Below are 22,826 nucleotides of genomic sequence, written 5' to 3'. Positions count from 1 at the left end.
GCGCTCCTTCCAACCAAGTATGTCGTCAATGAGATATTACAGTGTCACTTTTTCATACGAACGTCAATCTCTCAAACGTCACAGCCACTGACAGAAACGTTCATACGCCTGGTCAATCAGGCTGTTGCCATGAGATCTTCTCTCATGACAGGAGCCGGAGTGTTCTCGTGAATTGTTCGGGGACGAGGACGGGCCCGGTTCCGTGTGGAACCGGGCCCCAAGGGGACACCGCCATCCGATCCGCGCAGCGGATCGGACGCTGAGATCCTGTCAGGCAAAAACGACGGTTCAGACGTTAGGGAACAGCCGCGACCTGGACATCAGGCGAAAGTCACCGCCTGGCGAGCAATCGCGAGTTCCTCGTTCGTTGGGTACACGAAGACCTCGACAGACGAATCATCAGTTGAGATCTTGCGCGGATGCGGATCGCGGATAATCTCGTTGATCTTCGGGTCGTAGACGATCCCCATGTACGCCAAACGGTCGAGCAGACGCTGACGCACGAGGGAGTCGTTCTCGCCGATTCCTGCGGTGAAGGTCAGAGCGTCCAGACCACCCATGACTGCGGTGTATGCGCCCACATACTTCAGGAGGCGGTGGATATAGATGTCAATGGCATCAATCGCGTTCTGATCGCCGGCCTCGCACTTCTTCCACACCTCACGCATGTCGTTGTCACCGACGAGACCCTTGAACCCGGATTCGCGGTTAAACAGCTGATCAATCTGCTCGATGTCCATGCCGCCGACGCGCGCCAGATGGAACACGGCGGCCGGGTCGATGTCGCCCGTGCGTGACCCCATCATCAGACCCTCAAGAGGAGTCAGCCCCATCGACGTGTCAACAGCGTGACCATTGACAACAGCGGAAACAGACGCGCCGTTCCCCAGGTGCAAAACAATCTGCTTGAGGTCATCACGGCCGGTGAGTTTCGCAATTTCCTGCGAAACAAACTGGTGAGATGTTCCGTGAGCACCATATCGGCGGATCGAATACTTGTCCGCGACCTCGCGATTGAGGGCATAACGCGCAGCCTCCTCGGGAAGATCCTGGAAGAACGCAGTGTCAAACACGGCAACGTGCGGCACCTCGGAAAGGAGCTCGCGGGCAACGTTGATGCCCTTGAGGTGAGCGGGGTTGTGCAGCGGCCCCAACGGAATGAGGTCCGAAATGGTCTGAACAACGGAATCATCAATGAGAGCCGGACCGGAGAAGAATCGTCCACCCTGAACAACACGGTGGCCAACGGCAACGACATTTGCCTCATGAAGAGACGGGCCTTTCTCCTCGAAAAGCCGAAGAACCTCTTTGAGTCCATGCCCGTGGTCAGGAACGGGCTCCTCGACGACGAACTTCTCACCGTCGTGTTTGTGGGTGATGGTGCCGACGGGGTTACCGATCTTCTCGACAATGCCCGACGCCAACGACTCACCGGAGTCGGGGTCGAGCAGGGCATACTTAATTGACGAGGATCCGGAGTTGATAACAAGGACGGTCTTGGACACGCTGTGGCCTTTCACAATTTGCAATAAACAACGAGTGGGATGTTGACGGAAGACTTCCGGCTGGCGATTCAGGATCCCTCAGCCCTGAGACTGAACCGCTGTCATGGCAATTGTATTGACAATGTCTTCAACAAGTGCGCCGCGCGAGAGATCATTGACAGGTTTATTCAGTCCCTGGAGTGCGGGGCCAACGGCAACGGCGTTGGCGCTGCGCTGAACAGCCTTGTATCCAATGTTCCCCGCAGACAGCGAGGGGAAGATGAAGACGTTCGCATGGCCCGCCACGGCAGATCCCGGAAGTTTCTTCGATGCCACGGCCTCGTCAACAGCTGCGTCGAACTGGATTGGCCCTTCAACTGCCAGATCCGGAGCTTTCTCGCGAACAATTCGCGTTGCCTCAACGACGGCATCAACATCTGGGCCAGAGCCCGAAGCTCCGGTGGAATACGACAGCATCGCCACCTTGGGATCCAGACCGAACTGAGCCGCCGTCTTCGCCGACGAAATAGCAATGTCTGCCAGCTGCTCCGGAGTCGGATTCGGGTTGACAGCGCAATCTCCGAAGACCCAGACCCGGTCCTTGAGCAGCATGAGGAACACGGAAGACACGATGGACACACCAGGAGCTGTCTTAATGATCTGGAAAGACGGCACGATCGTGTGAGCGGTTGTGTGGGCAGCCCCTGACACCATGCCGTCGGCGTCACCCATGTGGACCATCATCGTGGCGAAATACGACACATCCGTGATCTTCTCGCGTGCCTGCTCAACCGTCACGCCCTTCTTTGCGCGCAGACGCGCGAACTCCTGCGCATACTTCTCCACATACGCCGGGTCATTCACCGAGACAACAGTTGCGGCTGAAACGTCGATCCCCAGCTCGCGTGCCCGGGAGGCCACGGCCTCGTCCTCGCCAACGAAAATAATGTCTGCAATACCTGAGGACAATACCTCGGCGGCAGCCATCAGAACGCGATCATCATCGGGCTCAGGCAAGACGATGCGCTGACGATTCGACCGCGCGCGATCAATGAGACCGGCCTGGAAAGACAGAGGAGTCGTGATCGTTGGGACAGGGAGAGCAAGAAGAGCGTCAACGTCGGCCTCGGACATTGCAGTGGTGAACACTGGGACGGATGCCGACACCTGATCGGCGGCTTGACGAGGAAGAATCACCGCAACCACCGTGGCGTGATGCGACTGTGCGCGAGCGATCGCCACCTCAATCTCCGCGGACACAAGCTCAGGGCTCACCCCCTCGACGTCAAAAGTCAGGACAACTCCGGACTGCGTCGATGCAGCGAGATCATAATTCCATCCGTCAGTGTCAAAGCTGCGAGCCGAAACCTCGGACGCTCCTTCGATGAGGACTGCATCCGTTGTTGCGGCTCGCACAGTCTCCAGCGCACCCTTGAGGGCATCAAGCCTCTGTGAGTAGGCAGTAGCGGCATCGGTTCCGGCGAACGCATCCAGGCGGGTGAGGGTGCCACGCTGACTCAGGGCTGCGGAGAGTTCGTCAACAATCAGTGCAGCACTATCAGCTGAATGGGGGCCTACAACGATGTAGCGGGAAGTCACGGATACTCCTTTATGTCACGTGAGTGCTGTGCGCATAGAGTTTTTGAGTAATACGCACAGAGCTTTCCTAGTAATACTAGACCCGTTTGTATCGTCATCGTTCCTTCGCCTCTTCCCTGACCTCAGTTGCGTCTGCTTTCCACGTGCATCCTGACGGTTTGGGACCGAGTTTCGGTACAGTGGTCGTGTGAAAGACGATCATCGCGCGCGTGTGCGAGAACGCGTGACCCATTGGGGGACGCTGCTGTGGGTTGTCGGCGGGGTCGTTACCAGCGTTCTTTTCGCTGCCTTGAATCATCCGCATCGCGCGGTTCTTGTGTTGTCCTGGACACTCATCGGCACCGCCCTCTTTCGCCTCCTCGTCCCGGGACGTCCGTGGTTTGCTTCCCGCAATCGCTGGGTTGATGCGATCGTCTACGGTTTTTTGGGGGCGCTGCTGTGGTACCTGGCGCCCTACACGGCGACGATGGGACTGGGCTAAACGCTCCGCGCTCGGTCGGCTTCTGCGCACCCACTTCCCCCACAGTGACATCATCCACGATCACGACTTGTGCAATCCGACGATTTTTATCTCGATATCAAGTAATCTTGATGTCGAGATAAATCGTGCGGTTCGGACACTCGGCGTTCGAGCTCGCGGATCACCCTCGTACCCCTGTTGGAGGACAAATGTCGAAGATCAAAGTCCACGGGCCAGTCATTGAACTCGACGGCGACGAAATGACACGCATCATGTGGCAGTTCATCAAAGACCGACTGATCCACCCGTACCTGGACGTCGACCTGCGCTACTACGACCTATCCATCCAAAACCGTGACGCAACGGATGACCAGGTCACCATTGACGCGGCGAACGCCATCAAAGAACACGGCGTCGGCGTCAAATGCGCCACGATCACGCCCGACGAAGCACGCGTTGAGGAATTCGGCCTGAAGAAGATGTGGAAGAGCCCCAACGGGACAATCCGCAACATCCTCGGTGGTGTCATCTTCCGCGAACCCATCATCATTTCCAATGTTCCCCGCCTCGTTCCCGGGTGGACCAAGCCAATCGTGGTTGGACGCCACGCCTTTGGTGACCAGTACCGGGCCACCGACTTCAAGGCCCCGGGAGCGGGAACTGTGACGATCACGTACACGCCTGACGACGGCTCAGAACCCATCGAACACGAGGTTGTCCGTCTTCCCGAAAGCGGCGGCGTCCTCATGGGAATGTACAACTTCAACAAATCCATTGAGGATTTTGCGCGCGCATCCTTCGAGTACGGACTCAAGCGTAACTACCCGGTCTTCCTGTCAACGAAGAACACGATTCTCAAGGCCTACGACGGCGCGTTCAAGGATATTTTCGCCGACATTTATGAGCGCGAATACAGGGACCGTTTCGAGGCAGCGGGCCTGCGTTATGAGCATCGTCTCATCGACGACATGGTCGCCTCCTCCCTCAAATGGTCGGGTGGCTACGTGTGGGCATGCAAGAACTACGACGGCGATGTTCAGTCCGACACCGTGGCTCAGGGATTCGGTTCGCTCGGCCTCATGACCTCAGTTCTCATGACGCCAGATGGGCGAACAATGGAAGCCGAGGCCGCCCACGGCACTGTGACGCGCCACTATCGTCGCTACATGCGTGGTGAGAAGACGTCAACGAACCCGATCGCCTCGATTTTCGCGTGGACCCGCGGCCTGGCCCACCGAGGCATGCTGGATTCGACTCCTGAAGTTCGGGGCTTCGCTGAGGCTCTGGAGAAGGTTGTCATCGATACCGTCGAAGGCGGTCAGATGACAAAGGACCTCGCCCGCTTAATTGACCCCGATCATCCGTGGCTGACCACCGATGAGTTCCTCGCAGCTCTTGATGAGAACCTGCAGAAGAGTCTGAGCTAGGGCGTTTGTGAGCATCCTCGTCGCCTGACCCACGGGGGAGTTTTCTTCCATTAACGAGGACGAGCGCGCACGTGCCCGCTGAGCTGACTGTCGCGACACGACGTGACATTTTCGTGGGACAACTGAGGACCCGGATGGATCATGAACTAGCCCCCGAAAGTTGGACTGGTTTTATTCTAGGGGGTTGGGGCTTTAAGGGTCTGATTCCGGTATTGCATCGGGGTCAGACCCTTAAATCGTTGTTGGAGTCGGTCGTTGTTGTACCACAAGATGTAGTCATCAACGGCCTGGCAAAATTCGTCGACACTGGCGAAGTGCTCGCCGTGATACATCTCGGTCTTCAGATGCCCGAAGAAATTTTCTATGGTCGCATTGTCATAACAATTGCCCTTGCGCGACATCGACTGTGTGCCATCGATAGAGTGAATCAGTTGACGCCAGCTTGAATGCTGGTACTGGAAGCCCTGATCGGTATGTACCATCAATCCTTCACCAGGTTGGTGCCAAGCAATCGCATTCTTCAACGATGTTGAGGTGAACTTAGTGGACGGCGAGGTAGACAACTCGTGCGCCAGGATACTGCGGTCGTATAAGTCCATGACCGGTGAGAGATAGACCTTGGTGCCACAGACACGAAACTCGGTGACATCGCTGGCCCAGACAGTGTTGGGTTTATCGGGCATGAAGTTACGGTTCAAGAGATTCTCGGCGATGTGGCTGGTCTGGCCTTTGAAGGAGTTGTACTTCTTGCGTGGGCGAACCTTGGATTTCAGTCCCATCTGATCCATGAGTTTGTAGACCAGCTTGTGATTGACCTTCCACCCTTGGTTACGCAGTTCGCTCAGCACCCGACGGTAGCCATAACGGCGCTTCATCTTCTCAAAGATCAACATAATGGTCTTCTTAAGCTTGGCATGTGGATCGGGCCGGTCAAGTCGTGCCTGATGGTAAAAGTACGTCGACCGGGCAAGGCCCGCAGCTTGTAGAAGATCGTTGAGCGAGTGGTCTGACTTGAGGATGGCAACAACTTGCGTCTTCAGCCGCGCCTTTGGTTCCTCAAGTCCCGCAATTTTTTTAGATACGCATTTTCAGCCCGTAGCCGTTCCACTTCACGGTGAAGCTTGTCTTCTGTAGTGACTACCTTCGGCCTGGCAGATCCTTTCGGACGGCCTTTCGGCTTGGGGCGAAGCGCATCGTCACCACCTTCACGCCAGGCGCGAACCCACCTCTGGATGATTTGAGCAGATGACAGTCCGAACTCACGCGCGAGATTCATTTTCGTCTCACCAGCTAGAAAACGCTCAACAACTTCCTTCTTCACCTCGAAGGAATACTGTTGCCTGGTTGGTTTCTCCACAAGACATAGCCTGCCATGAAGCTTAAACCTACGCTCAAGCTTCCTAACCGGATACAAACCAACTCCCAACCAATGAGCTGCTGCGGTGTAACCCACACCCTGCTCAAACAACTCAACAAGCTGTTCACGCTGCAACCGACCCAGAGAACTTCGTGCTCTCAAAAAACTACCCCCCACTAGCCAAAACTGATTTCTCAGTCCAACCAATGGGGAGCAGTTCATCATCCATCCGGGCCCTCGGTGTGTTCAGGACCTACCTACCGCATGTGGTTGTCCGAGGAGGTGGTCGTGGGAGCAGCTTCCCGCTCCCACGACCACACCTGCATACTATTTGTTGCGGTGTCGAAGGTAAAGCGCTCCAGCTCCGAGAATGAGGACCACGCCGGCGCTGACCATGAGGATCTTCGCTTGTGAACCTGTCGATGCCAAGGTCTTGGCGCTCTTATTCACGGTCTTACCGGGAGTAGACGGAGTCTTACCTGGCGTTTGCGGAGTCTTACCTGGCTTAGTCGGCTTCTCAGGATGATCCGGTGTGCCAGGTTCGCTCGGATTTCCGGGCTCGTCAGGCTGATCTGGCGTGCCAGGATTGTCCGGATTATCGGGGTTTTCTGGCATGTCGGGCTGATCTGGTGTATCAGGCTGGTCCGGCTCGTCGGGCTGATCCGGCGTGTCAGGCTGGTCCGGCTCGTCGGGCTGATCCGGCGTGTCAGGCTGATCCGGTGTATCGGGATTGTCCGGTGTGGGAGCGTCCTTGGTGTACACCAGCGTCACCGTTAGAGGGGTGTCGCCGAATGTTCCGGTCATCGGGGCGGAACCCTCGGCCAGCCCCTTGAAGGTATAGCCGTCAATCGCCTTCTCAACGGCGGTGTAGGTCGTTCCCTTATCACCCTTGAGGATGTCATCGGTGGCGATAGCAGCGCCGTCCTCGTCAACGTATGTGACGGTGACGTCCGCACCGGCACCCCGAATGACCTTCACGGTGAGCTGGATGGTTGTGTCGTCCGTAGCAGGCAGGTCCTTACCGTCAGCCCACTGCTCGGCGGTCCAGGCGAAGTTGAAAGTTTCACGCTTGCCGGATGCGGAGGTGGCGATCGCCCCGAAGTTTCCAGTGACGGTCCCAACCGCGGTCAGCTGCTGGCCGTGGTTGAGGGTGTTGGCAATCTCAATGCCCGAGAAAGTCAACCGCATCCAATCATCGGATTGACCGGCGGCATCCACCGCGTCTTTGAGTTGCTTGTAATTCCTGATGCTTCCAGCATCCTTAAGGCCGAACTTAACGGTTGCAACCTGGCCCTTGACCTCAACCTTCTCAACGGTGAACGCATCCCCGAAAGTGTGATCCGTTGACACATTGGCCATACCGAAGCCCTCCGGGTAAGACATCCCTTCAGGCAGCGTGAGTGTCGCGGTGAAACCGAAGTTCATGATGTCGATGCCGATGGACTCAAGCTGTGCAGCACCATTGACCCCGAAATGATTTTCGAGCATACGCATGAGATTCTTTATTTCCGCGACACTGATGGCGCCGGTCAGGGGAATCGTCGAACCCATGACAACCTCGGGGGTCGCTTCATGTGTCGTGTCCCCATCGGTCAGCAGGTCACCGGGGATCGCCAGATCTTTGCGCTGGGGTGTTTCCACAGTGAACGTGATCCGTTGATCATCGGCGGGCGTTGCGAAATCCTTGCCCTCATCCCATTGGGTGCCAACCCAACGGAAAGAGAATGCTTTGACGGTTCCCGTTTGCGAAGTGGCGATTGCCTTAAAGGTGCCCTTCACGGATCCGACCGTTGTCAGCCGGGTATCTGCGGGGACCGTGGAATCAACGAGGATTCCCGGAACAGTCAACGACATCCACCCATCGGTTGTTCCGGCACCGTTGACGACGTCTTTGAGTTTCTTGTAGTCGGTGATCCCAGCCTGATCTGTCAGACCGAAATCGACCGTGACAGTTCTCCCAGCGGTCGTCACCTTCGTCACTGTAAAACCTGGACCGAAATCGGCCGGGACCATGTCTGAGGGCTGAAGATTCTCAGGAAGAGTCATTCCCTCGGGAACAGTGAACGTGGCGGTGAAGCCGAAGCTCTTGACGCCAATCCCAATTGACGAGGCATCCGGGTTGCCGAACTGCTGTTCAATCAGCGCCATCTGCTTCTTGATGGGCCGAATGTCGACGGCGCCCGTGAGATCAACGGTGTGTCCAGCAAATACCGGGTACGTGGCCGTGTGCTCCGTATCCTTGCCCGAGAGCATATCGGCGGGCAGCTCCTGATCGATCGGGAGTGGGGTTGCCAGTGACAGCTGGATCTTTCCCTGCTCGTGGGGCAGAGAATCTGCGCCCGCCTCAGTTTGCACACCCGTCCACGTAAAGGCGAAATCCTTTTCTGTTCCAGCTGCCGAGGTCGCGATCGCGTCGAAAGTTCCTGTGACCGTTCCTACAGTTGTCAAGGCCGTGCCGTCGGCGACGTCCTTGTCAATGGAAATCCCAGGGACAGTGACTTTCATCGTGTCGCTCACCGCGAAAACCGCGTCCTTAAGCTGCTGGTAGTTGGTGATCCCTTTCTTCACGGTGAAGGTGATGGAGACGGATCGGCCATCAGCCGAGGGAGTGACCTCAGAGACCGTAAAGGTGTCGGCGAAGCCTTCAGGGATCACCGTGTTCGTCGTCAGACCCGCCGGCAGCGTCATCCCCTTAGGGACCGTGAATGTGGCCGTGAACGAGGACGAGAGGTCCGATAGAGCAATTGACGCCAGGTCAGTGGGGTTACCGAACTGTCCCTCAATCGCGACCATCTGTCGTTTGATCACACTGGCATCGATCGTGCCCGTGAGGTTGACTGTATTGCCTGCCTGAACTCCAGCCGGCGTATGCGCTGTGGAGTCGGTGCCGGCACGCCGTGCCTCGTCGGGACTCGGAGTAGATGGGTAGACGGCCACGAGCATGTCGGCGGGAAGCTCGACCTCGTGAGGTTTCTTCACCAGGAGCGTCTGTTGGATGGTGGTGTCGTCTGCCGCCCGAACATCCTTACCGCCCGCGGCCTGCGTGCCATTCCACGTGATGGAGAAACGCCGCGCGTTCGAGTCGGTTGAGTTGGCGACCGCCGAGAAAACACCTGCGACAGTACCGGTGACGGTGAGTTCGTCACCGTTGTTCACCGCCTGATTGTCGAGGCTGAAACCGGGAACCGTCAACGTGATTGCGTCAGCAATTGGATTCGCGCCGGACATGCGCATAGCGGACTGAGTTCCCGTGGCGTAGACCGCCGCCTTGAGTGCCTCGTAGGTTGAGTATGCCTGCTTCAGGCCGAAAGTTACCGCGACTCTCTGGCCGTTGACTGCCACGGAGGTGACGGTGAAGAGGTCACCCAGCCCGGTGGTCTCAACCTGATCAGGGGTGGGATTCGTGGGAACAACGACCCCTTGGGGGAGGGTGAGTGTTGCGGTGAATGTCGAGGTCGTGCCGGTGAGCTTAATGTCTGAAAGCTGTGCGTTCGGGAACTGGCTCTCGATCGCCACCATCTGTTTCTTGATCGTTGACACATCCACCGCTCCGGTCAGGCTGAATGTTGCGCCTTCCGTAGCTTCCATTTTGAGGACCGACGTGCTGTCTTTCTGCCCCAGATCGGAGGAACCCCACAGGTCGGAGGGAATTTCGGTGCCGTATTCTAACAACGGCGTGTTCGCGTCTTCCTTCCACTTGAGGTAGTAGATGGTGTCACCGGTGATCACCGGGTCGGCACCGGGTAATGTAAAAATGATCAGTGAAGTGTCGTTAAAGCGGAGATTCTGTCCGCTTCCGGTGTTTTCCGTATTCCACTGGTTTGGGTCGGCGAGAGTGAATCCGGTCTTCGTTGCAGCAGCAGAAGTGGGAGTGATCTGTCCACGAGCGAAGCTGCCGAGAAGCTCCGAGAGCTTCATCTTGTACTTCGCTTGCTTCTTGACCACGGCGATATCTCCACCGAGGGTCGGATCCTGCATGATGGTGAAGATCTCCGGGTTCTTCCGAAAGACACTGTCAGCTCCGAAGGTTCCACCATTGGCAGAGAAGGCCACCGTGGACAAAACGTCTGAGAACTGCGCGTACACATCGATCTGCTGTTCGCCATCCGGGAATGTCAGGACAGACCCGGGAGCTACCGGCGAACTTGCTGCATCCTGGGTGGTGGTCCATTTCTCGAAGGTTTTGCCAGGGACTGCGAACGCGGGCAGGGCCTTGACAACGTCACCATACGACAGGGCCGTTGTTGAGGATTCGGAGGCGGCAACGGACTGAACGTAGTCGGTTCCGTTCCCGTTGTGGTAGATCACCGTCTTCGCGTCCCACTTGGCGTAGACCTCCGTATCGGAATTCACCGTGGCCGTTGCGAAGTCGAAAGCGTGTTCCGTGCCGGTGGCGTCTTTAGAGAACCACCCGAGGAAAGCGATGCCGGTGGAATCTGTTGGGGCAGCGACCTCAGTCGTGCCTTCAACGAAGCCCAAGGTGTAGCCGCGCACGGTGCTGTGCACCTTGTTCTGCGTCGTCCCGTCGGCGAACTTTGCGTTGAGGTTGTTGAGCTTAAAGGTGACCGTGGCTTTCGGAGCGAAGACATGCTTCTTACCATCGGGCGACGCATGTGCCACCCGGTACTCGTAGCGTTCGCCCCGCGAGTTCAACGGATTGAAGGAATTCATCGTGGAATCGGCGAGCGTGAAATACGAGAGTGACTCATTCCCATTCGCTTCGCCGTTCGTCGGTGTGGTGACGGATGTGTTGAAGTTCGGATCGTAAGCAACGTAGAAGGAACCGCCGGTGACCACATAGGAGCCACCGGACTCGGCACCACCGTTGTCGAAAGTCTTGTTCTTATGGTCGGTAATAACCTGGCTGTCGCCACTGAAGGTGATTGTCGAGGAGCCGCGCACCCCATAGGACGGAGCCGTGTCGATATTCGTTGTTTCGAGAATGGAGTCAACGAAGTGAACATTTACGCCGTCTCCGTTGATGTTCAGGCCGCCGCCGTCGCGTCCTGCCCAGTCTTTGCCGATGCTGTTCTTGATGAGGATCTTCGATCCTCCGGTGACGGTGAACGAGGTCGAGCCTTGCGCCACGGAAATACGGCCACCATCAGCCGTCAACGTTGATCCGTTGGCGATGACCGGATTGTTCTGAAAGGTCATTGCCTGGCGGTAGGCGGTACTTGTCGTTGCTTTGTTGACATAGAGATCGGAGTGGTCCAGGGAGAAGGGCACACCCGGGTTGAAGTAGAACCAGGTCTGCGTTGTCGTCACCGAGGCATTCGTGAGTGAGGCGAGCCCGTAGTGTTCGGTTCCCTTCGTTGCCGTTGCGGTGACCGTCGCGTTCGTGATCAAACCCTTCTGAATGTCTGCGCCGGTGGAGCCCGTTGCGTCAATAACGACGCTTGAGCGATCGGCGGACCCTTCGATAGTTCCGCCACCGAGGGTGAAAGCCCGGTTGCCACCGCTGATGACGTACTTTCCGTCAGTGAGAGTTGCCCCGGTCGTCATCTCGATACCGGTGTCGAAGCTCGTCATGGTCAGCGTATGAGCCCCGGTGGTGAGTGTGGCACCATTGGCGAGCGCGATGCCGATCTGAGTGCCCGACAGGGTGGTGTCGCCCTCGATCTTCAGGGTCACACCGGAAGGAATTGTCGCTTTGGGCCAGTTGGAGAAAGTGCCTGAGAGATGAATCGTTGTGATGTTGGTGTTCGTTGTCACGACATCCAATGCCTTCTGCATCGTTGCGAAGGCTGTTTCGGCTGACGAACCGTTGTTACCGTCATCGCCCGTTGAGCTCACCCATAGTTCGGTGGGGGCCGTAGGAACCGTTGCCGCATCCTCGGGATTGTCTTCAGTGGATGTGGTCATTCGCGCCGATCGGGACTCATCCTCTGCGGAGGGCGCTAAATCTCCGGCCTGTGGGACATCGGAACTATTCGCAGCGGGGGGGGGTGCCTCATTAAGGCCAGTTGGGGAGGAATCCACGCCATCAGCACCTGTTGGGGCAGCGGCTGGTTCGCCGGGAAGATCTGTTGGCTGAGCGCTAGCGGAATGCTCCGTTGGTGCGCGGAGGGAGTCTTCTGCGGTTTCGGCCATCGCCCCGGTCACTGGGAGCGTGAGGGCTAGTGCTGTCAACGCCGCTACGAAGACGGGGAGCGTCCTTGAGCGAGTGGAGTGACGACTCATCAAAATCTCCTAGAGCAAGTGTGTCCTGAAACGAGTTTTCAGCGAAACTGGTTTCAGTGAAGATTATCAAGGATCTGTAGATAGTAGGCACCTTTGGGCAAATGTGATTGATTATTCAATAGCGAAGGAAACGTCTGTTCGTCTCAGCAGCTCGCGCTTCGCAAGAGTGGTGGGTGTCGTCCTGTGTGGACCGAGCGGCACCGTTCCTTTAACATGCGTCACACTCAGCGGTCCGGAGTATGGGCATGTCACCCGAGAAGCACAAAAACAGCGATGCTTGGAGCTGTTATTCCAGACTCAACACTGAGCGAAGCAAGGTGGAACAGATGCGTGAATTCTTAAAAAAGAGCGGAATCCTCGTGTGGGTGATCGCCGCGATCATCCTCGCACTCATCCTCGGATCTGTCCGGATCGGGGAAAATCACCTGGTGCCAATGGGAATTGGACGGATCTTCGCCACGTTCTCTGACATCTTCGGACAGTTCCTCAGCTTCGCGATCCCGTTGATCATCATCGGCTTGGTGACACCCGCGATCGCTGACCTGGGCAAGGGCGCAGGAAAGTGGCTGGGGATCACCGCGGCCATCGCCTACGGATCAACCCTTTTCTCCGGGTTCCTCACGTACCTCGTCTGCGTGCTGGTCTTCCCCAACATCCTCACCGGATCTCATCTGGCAAACGTCGAAGAACCCGGTTCAACGCTCACCTCCTACTTCACCATCGAAATGCCACCCGTGACACAGGTGATGACGGCTCTCCTGCTGTCCTTCGTTGTCGGTATTGGCCTCTCGATGGTTCCTCGCGGCGTCCTGCGCAAGGGCTTCATTGAATTCCGTGCGATCATCACGAAGCTCATTGAAAAAATCATCATCCCGCTGCTGCCGCTGCATATCTTCGGGATCTTCCTCAACCTCACGTACACGGGTGAAGCATGGGCCATCATGGCCACACTCCTGCGAGTCGTTGTGGTTGTTCTCCTGCTCGAAGTCGTCATCCTGGTCACGCAATTCGTCATTGCCGGTATCAGCGCGGGGAAGAATCCCTTCAGAGCCCTCGGCACGATGATGCCCGCATACCTCACTGCGCTCGGCACCTCGTCCTCGGCGGCGACGATCCCCGTGACACTTCGCCAGGCGAAGAAGAACGGGGTCTCCGATGCGGTCGCATCGTTCACGGTGCCGCTGTGCGCAACAATCCACCTGGCCGGGTCGACCTCGAAAATTTTCGCCTTCGCTTTCGCCATCGCTCTGACACAGGGACTCGACATCAGCCCGATGCAATGGGTGGGATTCATCTTCATGCTGGGGATCACGATGGTTGCGGCCCCCGGCGTCCCCGGTGGCGCAATCATGGCGGCTACGGGCTTGCTGTCGTCAATGCTCGGATTCAACGACGCTCAGGTTGGCCTGATGATCGCCACGTACATCGCCCTCGATTCCTTCGGTACGGCAACGAACGTCACGGGCGACGGAGCGATCGCCATCCTCATCGACAAACTGACCGGCGGAAGAATTGGGGCCGAGGCCGACCCTGAAAATGCCCGCGAGCTGGCATTTGACGGCATGGCCTACCTCGACAAGGTATCCGTTGACGGAGTTGTCTCCCCCGAGGAACTCGCCGAATCCGGCGCACTTAACTCATCGACGCAGACGCACTGAATGACACGAGATGAGGCGCTCGCGGCCAGCTAAACACGCTGCTCCGCGGGCGCTTCACCGTATCTGCGACGCCGTTGCTGGGTGAGGACACACGCGGGCTCCAGCGCGCGGAAACTATCCGCCACCCGAAACGTAGAGGCGACAGAACGGGGGGCGGACCCATAAACTGGTCATGCAACTGTGCGTCCTTGCGCACCCGACGAGCCGTGGAGATTCAGCATGGAAAACGGTGGCCAACTGACAAACGGACAAAATGTTCGGATTGGTGTCCTCACGTCAGGTGGTGATGCGCAGGGCATGAACGCGGCTGTGAGGGCCGTCGTGCGGACCGCTCTGGCCTCAGGCGCACGCCCCTTCGCCATTAAAGAAGGCTGGTCGGGAGCGGTTTCCGGGGGAGACGCCATCCAGGAGATGCAGTGGTCGGATGTCTCGAGCATCCTTGCCGAGGGAGGGACCGTCATCGGCACCGCCCGCTGCCCCGAATTCCGTGAGTATTCCGGACGGCACGCCGCAGCCAAACACCTCCTTGAGCACGGAATTGACCGTCTTGTTGCCGTCGGTGGAGACGGATCTCTATCAGGTACCGACGAATTCCGTCGGGAATGGCCCCAGCATGTGCAGGAACTTGTTGACGAGGGCGTGATCTCCCAGGAAGAAGCAGATCAGCATCCCGCGCTCATCGTTGTTGGACTCGTTGGGTCCATCGACAACGACATGGTGGGCACTGACATGACGATCGGAGCTGACACCGCGCTCCACCGCATCGTCGACGCCATTGACCAGTTGACGAGCACCGCAGCTTCCCATCAGCGCACCTTCGTTGTCGAAGTCATGGGACGCCACTGCGGTTACCTTCCCCTCATGGCAGCGGTCGCCGGTGGCGCCGACTACGTCTTCACCCCCGAGGATCCCGTGGGTCCCGGGTGGGAGGATGACCTGTGCGAACACCTGCGACTGGGACGTGAAGCCGGGCGTCGCGAATCCATTGTTCTTGTTGCCGAGGGCGCGACCGACCGCGACGGGAATCTTGTGACCACGCAGCATATCGCTGACACGATCACGCAGCGCACGGGCGAGGACGCGCGAGTGACGATCCTTGGGCATGTGCAGCGCGGTGGCTCGCCCTCGGCCTATGACCGATGGATGTCGACGCTGCTCGGTTACGCAGCGGTGCAGGAAATTCTCACCCGCACGCAAGACGATATTCCGTGCATTCTCGGCGTGCGACACAACCGCGTCACCCGGGTCCCGCTGATGAAGGCCGTTCAGGATACGCGAGCGGTCAAGGACCTCATCGCCGCGGGCGACTTCGCCGGAGCACAGCACGCTCGCGGAACCTCTTTCTCGACGATGGTGGAGATCAACCGCATTTTGTCCACGCCGCCTCAGCTGTCACCGGATCCAACGGGCAGGCCCAAGCGTGTGGCGATTTTGCATGCGGGTGGCTTGGCCCCGGGGATGAACACGGCGACCCGCGTCGCTGTTCGCCTGGGCTTGGCTCGGGGATGGACGATGCTGGGGGTTGAGGGCTCCTGGTCTGGACTCCAGGACAACCGAGTGCGTGAGCTGTCGTGGAAAGATGTCGAAGGATGGGCGTTCGACGGGGGAGCGGAGCTGGGGACCCGCCGCGATGTTCCCGACGTTGCCCAGTATTACGGGTTGGGCCGCGCAATTGAGAAAAACGCCATCGACGCACTCATCGTCATCGGCGGCTTGAACGCCTACCTCGCCGTCCATGCGATGATCGGAGAACGCGATCGCTACCCCGCTTTCGAGATCCCGATGATCCTTGTTCCCGCGTCAATCGACAATAACCTTCCGGGATCGGAGCTCGCCATCGGCGCGGACACGGCGTTGAATAACGCTGCGTGGGCGCTTGACCGTATCAAGGAATCCGCGGCTGCCACCAAACGCTGCTTCGTTGCTGAAATCATGGGGCGTCGATGCGGCTACCTGACGATGATGTCGTCGTTGACTTCAGGTGCGGAGTACATGTACCTCAACGAGCAGGCGCCGACGCTACAGGAGATCGCTCAGGATGCCGATCGGATGCTCGCGTCCTTCGACAAGGGGCGCAGACTCTTCCTCGTCCTCGTCAATGAAGCAACGAGCACCTTCTATAACCGCAGCTTCCTCGCTTCCGTTTTTGACGCGGAATCTCAAGGCAAATACGACGTTCGTCACTCCGCGCTCGGCCACCTCCAGCAAGGGGGTGCGCCCAGCCCCTACGACAGGATCCTCGCCACGCGCCTGATCTATCGCGCGCTCGATCAGCTTGAAGACCTTTTCGCAAAGAACAAAGGTGAGGCGTACTACATCGGCCAGGTGGGGAACACCGTCGAGGCGCGCCTCGTGAAGAACATGTTCGACGACCTTGACATCAAGAATCGTCGTCCATACGACCAGTGGTGGCTCGCGCTGACGCCTGTTCAGCGTATTGTGTCTCTTCAGGACGCGGGTGTTTGCCCCGAACTGGTTCCCATCGCCGGACCCGATGGGGACGAGGACGAGCGCTGAGTACCCCCACCCGTGACAGTTCCAGGATTCACAGACCCAGACGTCCTGATCATGCAGGAGGAAAAATGACGCAGATCCCGGTGATTGACCCGACGGTGACCCCCGCGTGGGAGGCGCTGGATGACCGTGCCGACTCTTTCAGCCCCGACCTTCGGTCCTGGTTCGACGCGGATCCAAACCGTGCGGCCTCGTGGACACGAAGCGCCGCTGATCTTCACGTCGACCTGTCGAAGAATCTCATCGACCAGGGGATCCTCAAGGACCTTCTTGCCCTGGCAGATCAGTGCGGAGTCTTTGACCTTCGTGACCGCATGTACTCGGGCGAACACATCAACACCACCGAGGATCGTGCGGTCCTCCACACGGCGCTGCGTCGCCCGTCAACGGACACGCTGATCGTTGACGGTCAAGACGCGATCGCAGATGTCCACGACGTCCTCGCAAAGGTCTACGACTTCGCTGAGCGCGTGCGCTCGGGCCAGTGGGTTGGTATCACAGGCAAACCTGTGACAACCGTTGTCAACATCGGGATCGGCGGGTCGGATCTGGGGCCGGTCATGGCCTACGAAGCCCTCAAACCCTTCGTCGCCGAGGGCCTTGAGTGCCGCTTTATTTCCAACATTGATCCCACCGATGCTGGGGAAACCACGAAAGACCTGGACCCGGAGACAACTCTCGTCATCGTTGCGTCGAAGACCTTCACCACCCTTGAGACCATCACGAATGCCAAGGTTGTCCGCGAATGGTTCCTCTCGGCGCTGCGCGAACGTGGCATCGCTCAGGACGAGGCGACAACGCGCGAAGCGATTGCCAAACACTTCGTTGCCGTGTCAACGGCTTTGGATAAGGTCGCAGAATTCGGTATCGACCCGAACAATGCCTTTGGTTTCTGGTCGTGGGTGGGAGGCCGCTACTCGGTGGATTCCGCGGTGGGCACATCCCTGGCCATCGCCATCGGTCCCGAATCGTTCGCTGAATTCCTCGAAGGATTCCACGCAATGGACCGCCACTTCGCCGAAGCGGCACCACAGGACAACGTTCCGCTGCTCATGGGACTGCTCAACGTCTGGTACTCAAATTTCCTGGGCGCTGACACCCACGCGGTGCTGCCATATTCGCAGTACCTCCATCGTTTCCCCGCGTATCTTCAGCAGTTGACAATGGAATCCAACGGAAAGTCGGTGCGCCGCGACGGCTGCCACACCACCTACGACACGGGGGAAGTTTTCTGGGGGGAACCGGGAACAAACGGACAGCACGCGTTCTACCAGCTGATCCACCAGGGCACCCGCCTGATCCCCGCGGACTTCATCGCATTCGCAAATCCGACGTGGCCCCTGCGCGACACGCAGGCAGGCTCGGACATGCACGAGCTATTCCTGTCGAACTTCTTCGCCCAAACCAAGGCCCTGGCTTTCGGTAAGACCGCGGACGAGGTTCGCGAGGAGGGAAACCCCGAGGACCTCGTGTCGGCGCGCGTCTTCACAGGTAACAGGCCAACAACGTCAATCATGGCGGCATCACTGACCCCGAAGATCCTCGGCGAACTCATCGCGCTGTATGAACACATCACCTTCGTTGAAGGCGCGATCTGGGGTCTGGACTCTTTTGACCAGTGGGGCGTGGAACTGGGCAAGGTTCTGGCCAAGCAGATCCTCCCGGCGATCGAGGGCGATGGCGAGGCTCTCGCAGCTCAGGATTCGTCAACCCGCGGACTCATTGAGTTCTATCGGACGAACCGTCACTGATTGATCAGCGCCAACTGACGGGCACTGGCTGATGACACCGCCCCGGGTGCCGCGAAGCAGCGGCACCCGGGGCATCTTTGTCCACGCCTTATTCGGTCACTCTTTTCCTGACAAGTCAGTCACGAAGGGCGCAATGCGCGTGTCGTTGAATCGGGTCGCTCTACTCTCTAGGGGTCAGACCACCCTGAGATTCCCATCCGAGGAGTGTCCATGTCACTATCGACGCCCGAAGCGACGTCCGAAGTCCCCGAAACCCGCGAGACTCTCACCCAGTCGCCCCGCCACCACCTGTCCATCAAGTCGCTGATCGCCATCGGTATTTTCTCCGCGGTCTACTTCGTGATCCTCGGGGCAACCTCGATGATGGGAATGATCTCCCCGGTGTTCCATCTCCTGGGGATCTCAGCGTCAACTCTGATCAACGCATTCGTCATCATGGCTCTCCAAGCGCGTAGCCCGTACTTTGGAACAATGACGATCCTGGGCACCCTCGTCAGCGGAGTCATTGTCCTCATGGGACAGTTCTGGGGGGCCGTGTTCTTCGGTGCAGGTTTCGGTCTCCTCGCCGACCTCGTCAATGTTGCGGGACGTCACCGGTCACGAATCGCCGCAATCTGGTCCTACGGTGTGCTCCAACTGTGGCTCATTGGCCCTCTCATGCCGGTCTTCCTCACTCCCGACGCTTTCTTTAGCCGGATCGTCAAGCGCCGCGGTGAAGCATACGTTGAGGTCATGCAGGCACTGTTCACTCCCTCAACCCTCGTGATCTTCCACGTCGTCAACGCCCTCTTCGGTGTCCTCATGGCGTTCTTGGCAACGCGCGCCCTCAAACGCTACTTCGAGAAGACCTCGGTCTTGTGAGTTCGCTTGGGGTCACCCTCGGCGCATCGCCGGCAGCTGAGGGGCACTCTCAACGCCCTCGGAACACGAGACAAGCGGATCCACGAACGAAACTGGCTTTCCTGCTGACGATGAACGTCGTCGCTCTGGGACGCGGACCATTCATCTGCGCGCTCGCCTGTGCGGGTGTCGTCATGATTCTCCTGGCGACGAATCGTTTCTGGCGGAGCCTCGGCGTGATCTCCACATTCCTTCTCGTTGGCTCGGCTCTGTACCTCGGTCTTCCTCGTCTGGCACCCGGCCCGGTGTCGGCCCTCATCGCGGGTCTGGGTTTCTGGGCAACACGTTTCGCTGTGGCCGGTGGAGCCGCCTTCTGGTTCCTTATGACGACCAGCACAGGGGAGCTATCGGCTGCCCTTGACCGGCTGCGCGTCCCCCGCGTCATCGTCATCCCGTTGACGGTGATGCTGCGTTTCATTCCCCTCGTTGTTGCGGAGCTGCGGGCGATTGTTGATGCCATGCGAGTGCGCGGAGTGATCCCCAGCGGGGGTTCCCTCATGCGTCATCCGGTGAAAGCCGCCGAATACGCTGTCATGCCGTTGATCGCCGCCATGATGCGGATGACCGACGATCTCTCAGCTTCGGCGCTCCTGCGAGGTCTGGGGCGGCCAGTGAATCGGCGTCGTCCTCGGACATCGGTTATTCGACTGGGATTCTCGCGGGTTGACGCGGTCATTCTGGTGGTGATCGTGGGGCTGTGCGCTCTGCGCGTGAGCGGATGGGAGTGGCCACGGTGATCGACAGCACTCGAATTTTTCTTGACCGCGCGGGATTTTCCTATGGGCATCTTCATGCGCGAGACTCGTGGATGAGTGATTCTCCGAGGGCGGAAACGTCAGAGAATCCGCGTCTTGCTGCGGAACGTCCTGCCACCGAACTCCCTGCCGCGGAACTTCCCGTTGCCGTGCGCGATGTGTCGCTGACTGTCAAACCGGGAGAGGTCGTCCTTTTATGCGGCCCATCGGGCTGTGGGAAATCGACGATTCTGCGGATGGTCAACGGTCTTGCCCCGGAGTTCTACCCGGGGACACTCAGCGGCGTTCTACGGGTGTGCGGCCGCGACATCGGCGCCGAAGGGCTCGTGGCAACTGCGGAACTGACGACAACGGTTTTTCAGAATCCACGCACCCAGTTCTTCACCTCGGAAGTTCTCACCGAACTGGCTTTCCGCGGGGAAAACTCCGGGGAAGACCCGGGTGACCTCCGTCGCCGCTGCGATGAGGCGCTCAGCGACCTCGGGATTCGTGACCTGCGTGATCGCGCGTTGTCTGAGCTCTCCGGTGGACAATTGCAGAGGGTTGCGTGCGCCCAAGCTCTCGTTGGCGGCACGCCCGTTGTCCTCCTCGATGAGCCGACATCTAACCTGTCTCCCGAGGGGATTCACGCCCTCGCCGAGGTCATCCGAATCCTCCGGGATCGCGAAATGGCGGTACTCATTGCGGAGCATCGCCTGTGGTTCCTCAGGGATATCGCCGATCGAGTGATCCTCCTGTCCGATGGTCGCGTCACCCAATCGTGGCAGGGACGTGACTTCTTCGCGATGACTCCTCAGCAGCGCCGTGACGTGGGCTTACGCTCCCTCGTTGAGCCGTCTTTTCCTCTCCTCGACGCGGGCAGTCACGAGGGTGAACCAGGTAGCGCCCCGTCCGGTGCCGTGGTCATGAACGAGGACGAGGTCGACCTTTCCCCCTCGACGCTGGGTGAGCACGTCCTCGGGCGTGGCGTGGAAATTGAGAATCTGCGATTTTCCTATGGGAAACGACGTGTCCTCGACATTGAGCGGCTTGAGTTTCCGGCGGGCGTGATTACCGCGGTCCTCGGGGAAAACGGAGCGGGGAAATCAACGCTCGCTCGTGTGCTCTGTGGGCTTGCTCAACCTGAACGCGGCTCGAAGATCCGTGTGGATGGAGAGGCGATGAGCAGAAACGATCTCATCCGTTCCTGTTCCTTTGTGATGCAGGATGTTGGTCGTCAGCTTTTTGCCGAGACGATTCGACGGGACGTCAGCCTGGGGATTGAGGGACGGGACAGAGCCGAGGAGATTGACCGGCTGCTCGACGACTTTGACCTAGGTGACGTTGCTGACCGGCATCCGCTCGCAGTGTCAGGTGGTCAACGTCAGCGCGCGGCCATCGTTGGAGCAGTTGCCTCTGGCCGCCGAGTGACGATTTTTGACGAGCCAACATCCGGAGTTGATCTGAGACACCTCGAATCGATTGCGCAGACGATGCGCCAACTGGCGAACGCTGGACACGTCGTTGTTGTCATCACCCACGATGCGGAACTGGTTGATGCCTGTGCCGACAGAGTCGTTGTGCTTGCCCCGACGTGAGAAAAATAGGGAATTAGGACCGGGGGGCCTCTCAAATGCCTACGAAGCACCGTAGACTGGGAGCAGTGTGAGCATCGGTGCCCATGAAGCGGTGCCGAAGCCACCCAACGGCGTTAGAACTAGCGTCGTCCTCGTACCTATGAGAAGGAGTACTCACTCATGGCTCAGCCCCGCATCGTTACCGTCACCGGCGCAGCCGGAAATATTGGCTACGCCCTGCTGTTCCGTATCGCTTCCGGTCAGCTGTTCGGTCCCGATGTCCCCGTTAAACTCCACCTCCTTGAGATCCCCCAGGGCGTGAAGGCTGCCGAGGGCACCGCGATGGAGCTTGACGACTGTGCGTTCCCCACGCTCGCTGGCGTGGAGATTTTCGACGACGCAACCAAGGCTTTCAACGGCACGAATGCCGCATTCCTCGTTGGCGCGATGCCGCGTCGCCAGGGAATGGAACGCGCTGACCTTCTTGAGGCCAACGCCGGTATCTTCGGTCCTCAGGGCAAGGCGATCAACGACGGTGCTGCTGACGATGTGCGCGTCCTCGTTGTTGGCAACCCCGCGAACACCAACGCAACAATTGCCCAGAATGCCGCACCGGATGTCCCGGCTTCTCGTTTCACCGCGATGATGCGCCTGGATCACAACCGTGCGGTTGCACAGCTCGCCCACAAGACCGGCGCCGCGAACGCCGATATCAAAGACGTCATCGTGTGGGGTAACCACTCCGCCGACCAGTACCCCGACATTTCCTTCGCGAAGGTTGCTGGCAAGCCTGCAACCGAACTCGTTGACGAGGCATGGCTGGCCGACTACTACCGCCCGACCGTTGCCAAGCGTGGCGCCGCAATCATCGAGGCTCGTGGCGCATCATCCGCGGCTTCTGCTGCGAACGCAGCCATTGACCACATGTCGTCGTGGGTCAACGGCACACCGGCAGGCGAGTGGGTGACCGCGGGTGTCATGTCTGACGGCACGCACTACGGCGTTCCCGCAGGCCTGTGCTTCGGATTCCCCGCAACGTCCGACGGTGGCGAATGGCAGATCGTTGACGGCCTCGAGATCACCGACGCAACGCGCGCCGGCATTGAGCACAACGTCAAGGCTCTCCAGGAAGAGTACGACACGGTGAAGGAACTCGGCTTCATCAAGTGACATCCCGTTGAT

Annotated in this window: 12 protein-coding genes and 1 pseudogene; 9 read left to right on the top strand and 4 right to left on the bottom strand. The window is 58.7% G+C overall.

The genetic code is table 11. The annotated features are described in order from the left end of the window. Positions 1 to 320: 320 nt before the first annotated feature. Together G7Y41_RS07645 and pta are read right to left on the bottom strand one after the other, a co-directional pair. Complete coding sequence (locus G7Y41_RS07645) at positions 321 to 1,505, bottom strand: acetate/propionate family kinase (RefSeq protein WP_231367271.1); 1,185 nt, start codon at positions 1,503 to 1,505, stop codon at positions 321 to 323. Between the two features lie 78 nt (positions 1,506 to 1,583). Next, positions 1,584 to 3,083: a phosphate acetyltransferase gene (pta, locus tag G7Y41_RS07640; RefSeq protein ID WP_165316102.1), complete on the bottom strand. Its 1,500-nt coding sequence runs from the start codon at positions 3,081 to 3,083 to the stop codon at positions 1,584 to 1,586. 187 nt (positions 3,084 to 3,270) lie between these two features. Here pta and G7Y41_RS07635 point away from each other — a divergent pair, with 187 nt between their 5' ends. Both G7Y41_RS07635 and G7Y41_RS07630 read left to right on the top strand, forming a co-directional pair. Next, a complete protein-coding gene (locus G7Y41_RS07635; protein WP_231367270.1) occupies positions 3,271 to 3,564 on the top strand; it encodes a DUF3017 domain-containing protein in 294 nt (97 codons plus the stop codon). Between the two features lie 188 nt (positions 3,565 to 3,752). Beyond that, a complete protein-coding gene (locus tag G7Y41_RS07630) occupies positions 3,753 to 4,970 on the top strand; it encodes an NADP-dependent isocitrate dehydrogenase (protein ID WP_165316103.1) in 1,218 nt (405 codons plus the stop codon). A gap of 176 nt (positions 4,971 to 5,146) precedes the next feature. Here G7Y41_RS07630 and G7Y41_RS07625 read toward each other — a convergent pair. Together G7Y41_RS07625 and G7Y41_RS07620 are read right to left on the bottom strand one after the other, a co-directional pair. Continuing rightward, positions 5,147 to 6,443 (bottom strand): annotated as a pseudogene (locus G7Y41_RS07625) (IS3 family transposase). A 211-nt stretch (positions 6,444 to 6,654) separates the two neighbouring features. Beyond that, positions 6,655 to 12,510: a MucBP domain-containing protein gene (locus tag G7Y41_RS07620; RefSeq protein WP_165315910.1), complete on the bottom strand. Its 5,856-nt coding sequence runs from the start codon at positions 12,508 to 12,510 to the stop codon at positions 6,655 to 6,657. Positions 12,511 to 12,836: 326 nt separating this feature from the next. Between G7Y41_RS07620 and G7Y41_RS07615 the strand changes: the two genes are divergently transcribed. The 7 genes from G7Y41_RS07615 to G7Y41_RS07585 all read left to right on the top strand — a co-directional run bounded on the left by G7Y41_RS07615 (position 12,837) and on the right by G7Y41_RS07585 (position 22,814). Next, on the top strand, positions 12,837 to 14,168 hold the full coding sequence (locus G7Y41_RS07615) for a dicarboxylate/amino acid:cation symporter (RefSeq protein WP_165315909.1): 1,332 nt from the start codon (positions 12,837 to 12,839) through the stop codon (positions 14,166 to 14,168). Positions 14,169 to 14,387: 219 nt separating this feature from the next. Continuing rightward, positions 14,388 to 16,685 (top strand): 6-phosphofructokinase, encoded by a 2,298-nt coding sequence (locus tag G7Y41_RS07610; RefSeq protein ID WP_165315908.1) that lies wholly within the window; start codon positions 14,388 to 14,390, stop codon positions 16,683 to 16,685. Positions 16,686 to 16,750: 65 nt separating this feature from the next. Beyond that, on the top strand, positions 16,751 to 18,433 hold the full coding sequence (gene pgi / locus G7Y41_RS07605) for a glucose-6-phosphate isomerase (protein WP_165315907.1): 1,683 nt from the start codon (positions 16,751 to 16,753) through the stop codon (positions 18,431 to 18,433). A 210-nt stretch (positions 18,434 to 18,643) separates the two neighbouring features. Beyond that, entirely contained in the window at positions 18,644 to 19,294 is a 651-nt protein-coding gene (locus tag G7Y41_RS07600) for an MptD family putative ECF transporter S component (RefSeq protein WP_165315906.1), read from the top strand. Next, positions 19,291 to 20,070 (top strand): energy-coupling factor transporter transmembrane component T, encoded by a 780-nt coding sequence (locus G7Y41_RS07595; protein ID WP_165315905.1) that lies wholly within the window; start codon positions 19,291 to 19,293, stop codon positions 20,068 to 20,070. Before G7Y41_RS07600 ends, G7Y41_RS07595 begins: the two co-directional genes overlap by 4 nt. Then, complete coding sequence (locus tag G7Y41_RS07590; RefSeq protein WP_165315904.1) at positions 20,067 to 21,665, top strand: ABC transporter ATP-binding protein; 1,599 nt, start codon at positions 20,067 to 20,069, stop codon at positions 21,663 to 21,665. Before G7Y41_RS07595 ends, G7Y41_RS07590 begins: the two co-directional genes overlap by 4 nt. Before the next feature lie 159 nt (positions 21,666 to 21,824). After that, positions 21,825 to 22,814 (top strand): malate dehydrogenase, encoded by a 990-nt coding sequence (locus G7Y41_RS07585; RefSeq protein WP_165216283.1) that lies wholly within the window; start codon positions 21,825 to 21,827, stop codon positions 22,812 to 22,814. The last annotated feature ends 12 nt before the right edge of the window (positions 22,815 to 22,826 follow it).

This window comes from Schaalia sp. ZJ405, assembly GCF_011038885.2.
Classification (GTDB): Bacteria; Actinomycetota; Actinomycetes; order Actinomycetales; family Actinomycetaceae; genus Pauljensenia.
Note: the sequence above shows the minus strand (reverse complement) of the source record. Positions and strands in the feature narration are given on the sequence as shown.

Bases quoted from the DNA above. Each gene is read 5' to 3' on its own strand.
- G7Y41_RS07630 (WP_165316103.1), top strand. From the start codon at position 3,753: ATGTCGAAGATCAAAGTCCACGGGCCAGTCATTGAACTCGACGGCGAC.
- G7Y41_RS07620 (WP_165315910.1), bottom strand. From the start codon at position 12,510: ATGAGTCGTCACTCCACTCGCTCAAGGACGCTCCCCGTCTTCGTAGCG.
- G7Y41_RS07615 (WP_165315909.1), top strand. From the start codon at position 12,837: ATGCGTGAATTCTTAAAAAAGAGCGGAATCCTCGTGTGGGTGATCGCC.
- G7Y41_RS07610 (WP_165315908.1), top strand. From the start codon at position 14,388: ATGGAAAACGGTGGCCAACTGACAAACGGACAAAATGTTCGGATTGGT.
- pgi (WP_165315907.1), top strand. From the start codon at position 16,751: ATGACGCAGATCCCGGTGATTGACCCGACGGTGACCCCCGCGTGGGAG.
- G7Y41_RS07600 (WP_165315906.1), top strand. From the start codon at position 18,644: ATGTCACTATCGACGCCCGAAGCGACGTCCGAAGTCCCCGAAACCCGC.
- G7Y41_RS07585 (WP_165216283.1), top strand. From the start codon at position 21,825: ATGGCTCAGCCCCGCATCGTTACCGTCACCGGCGCAGCCGGAAATATT.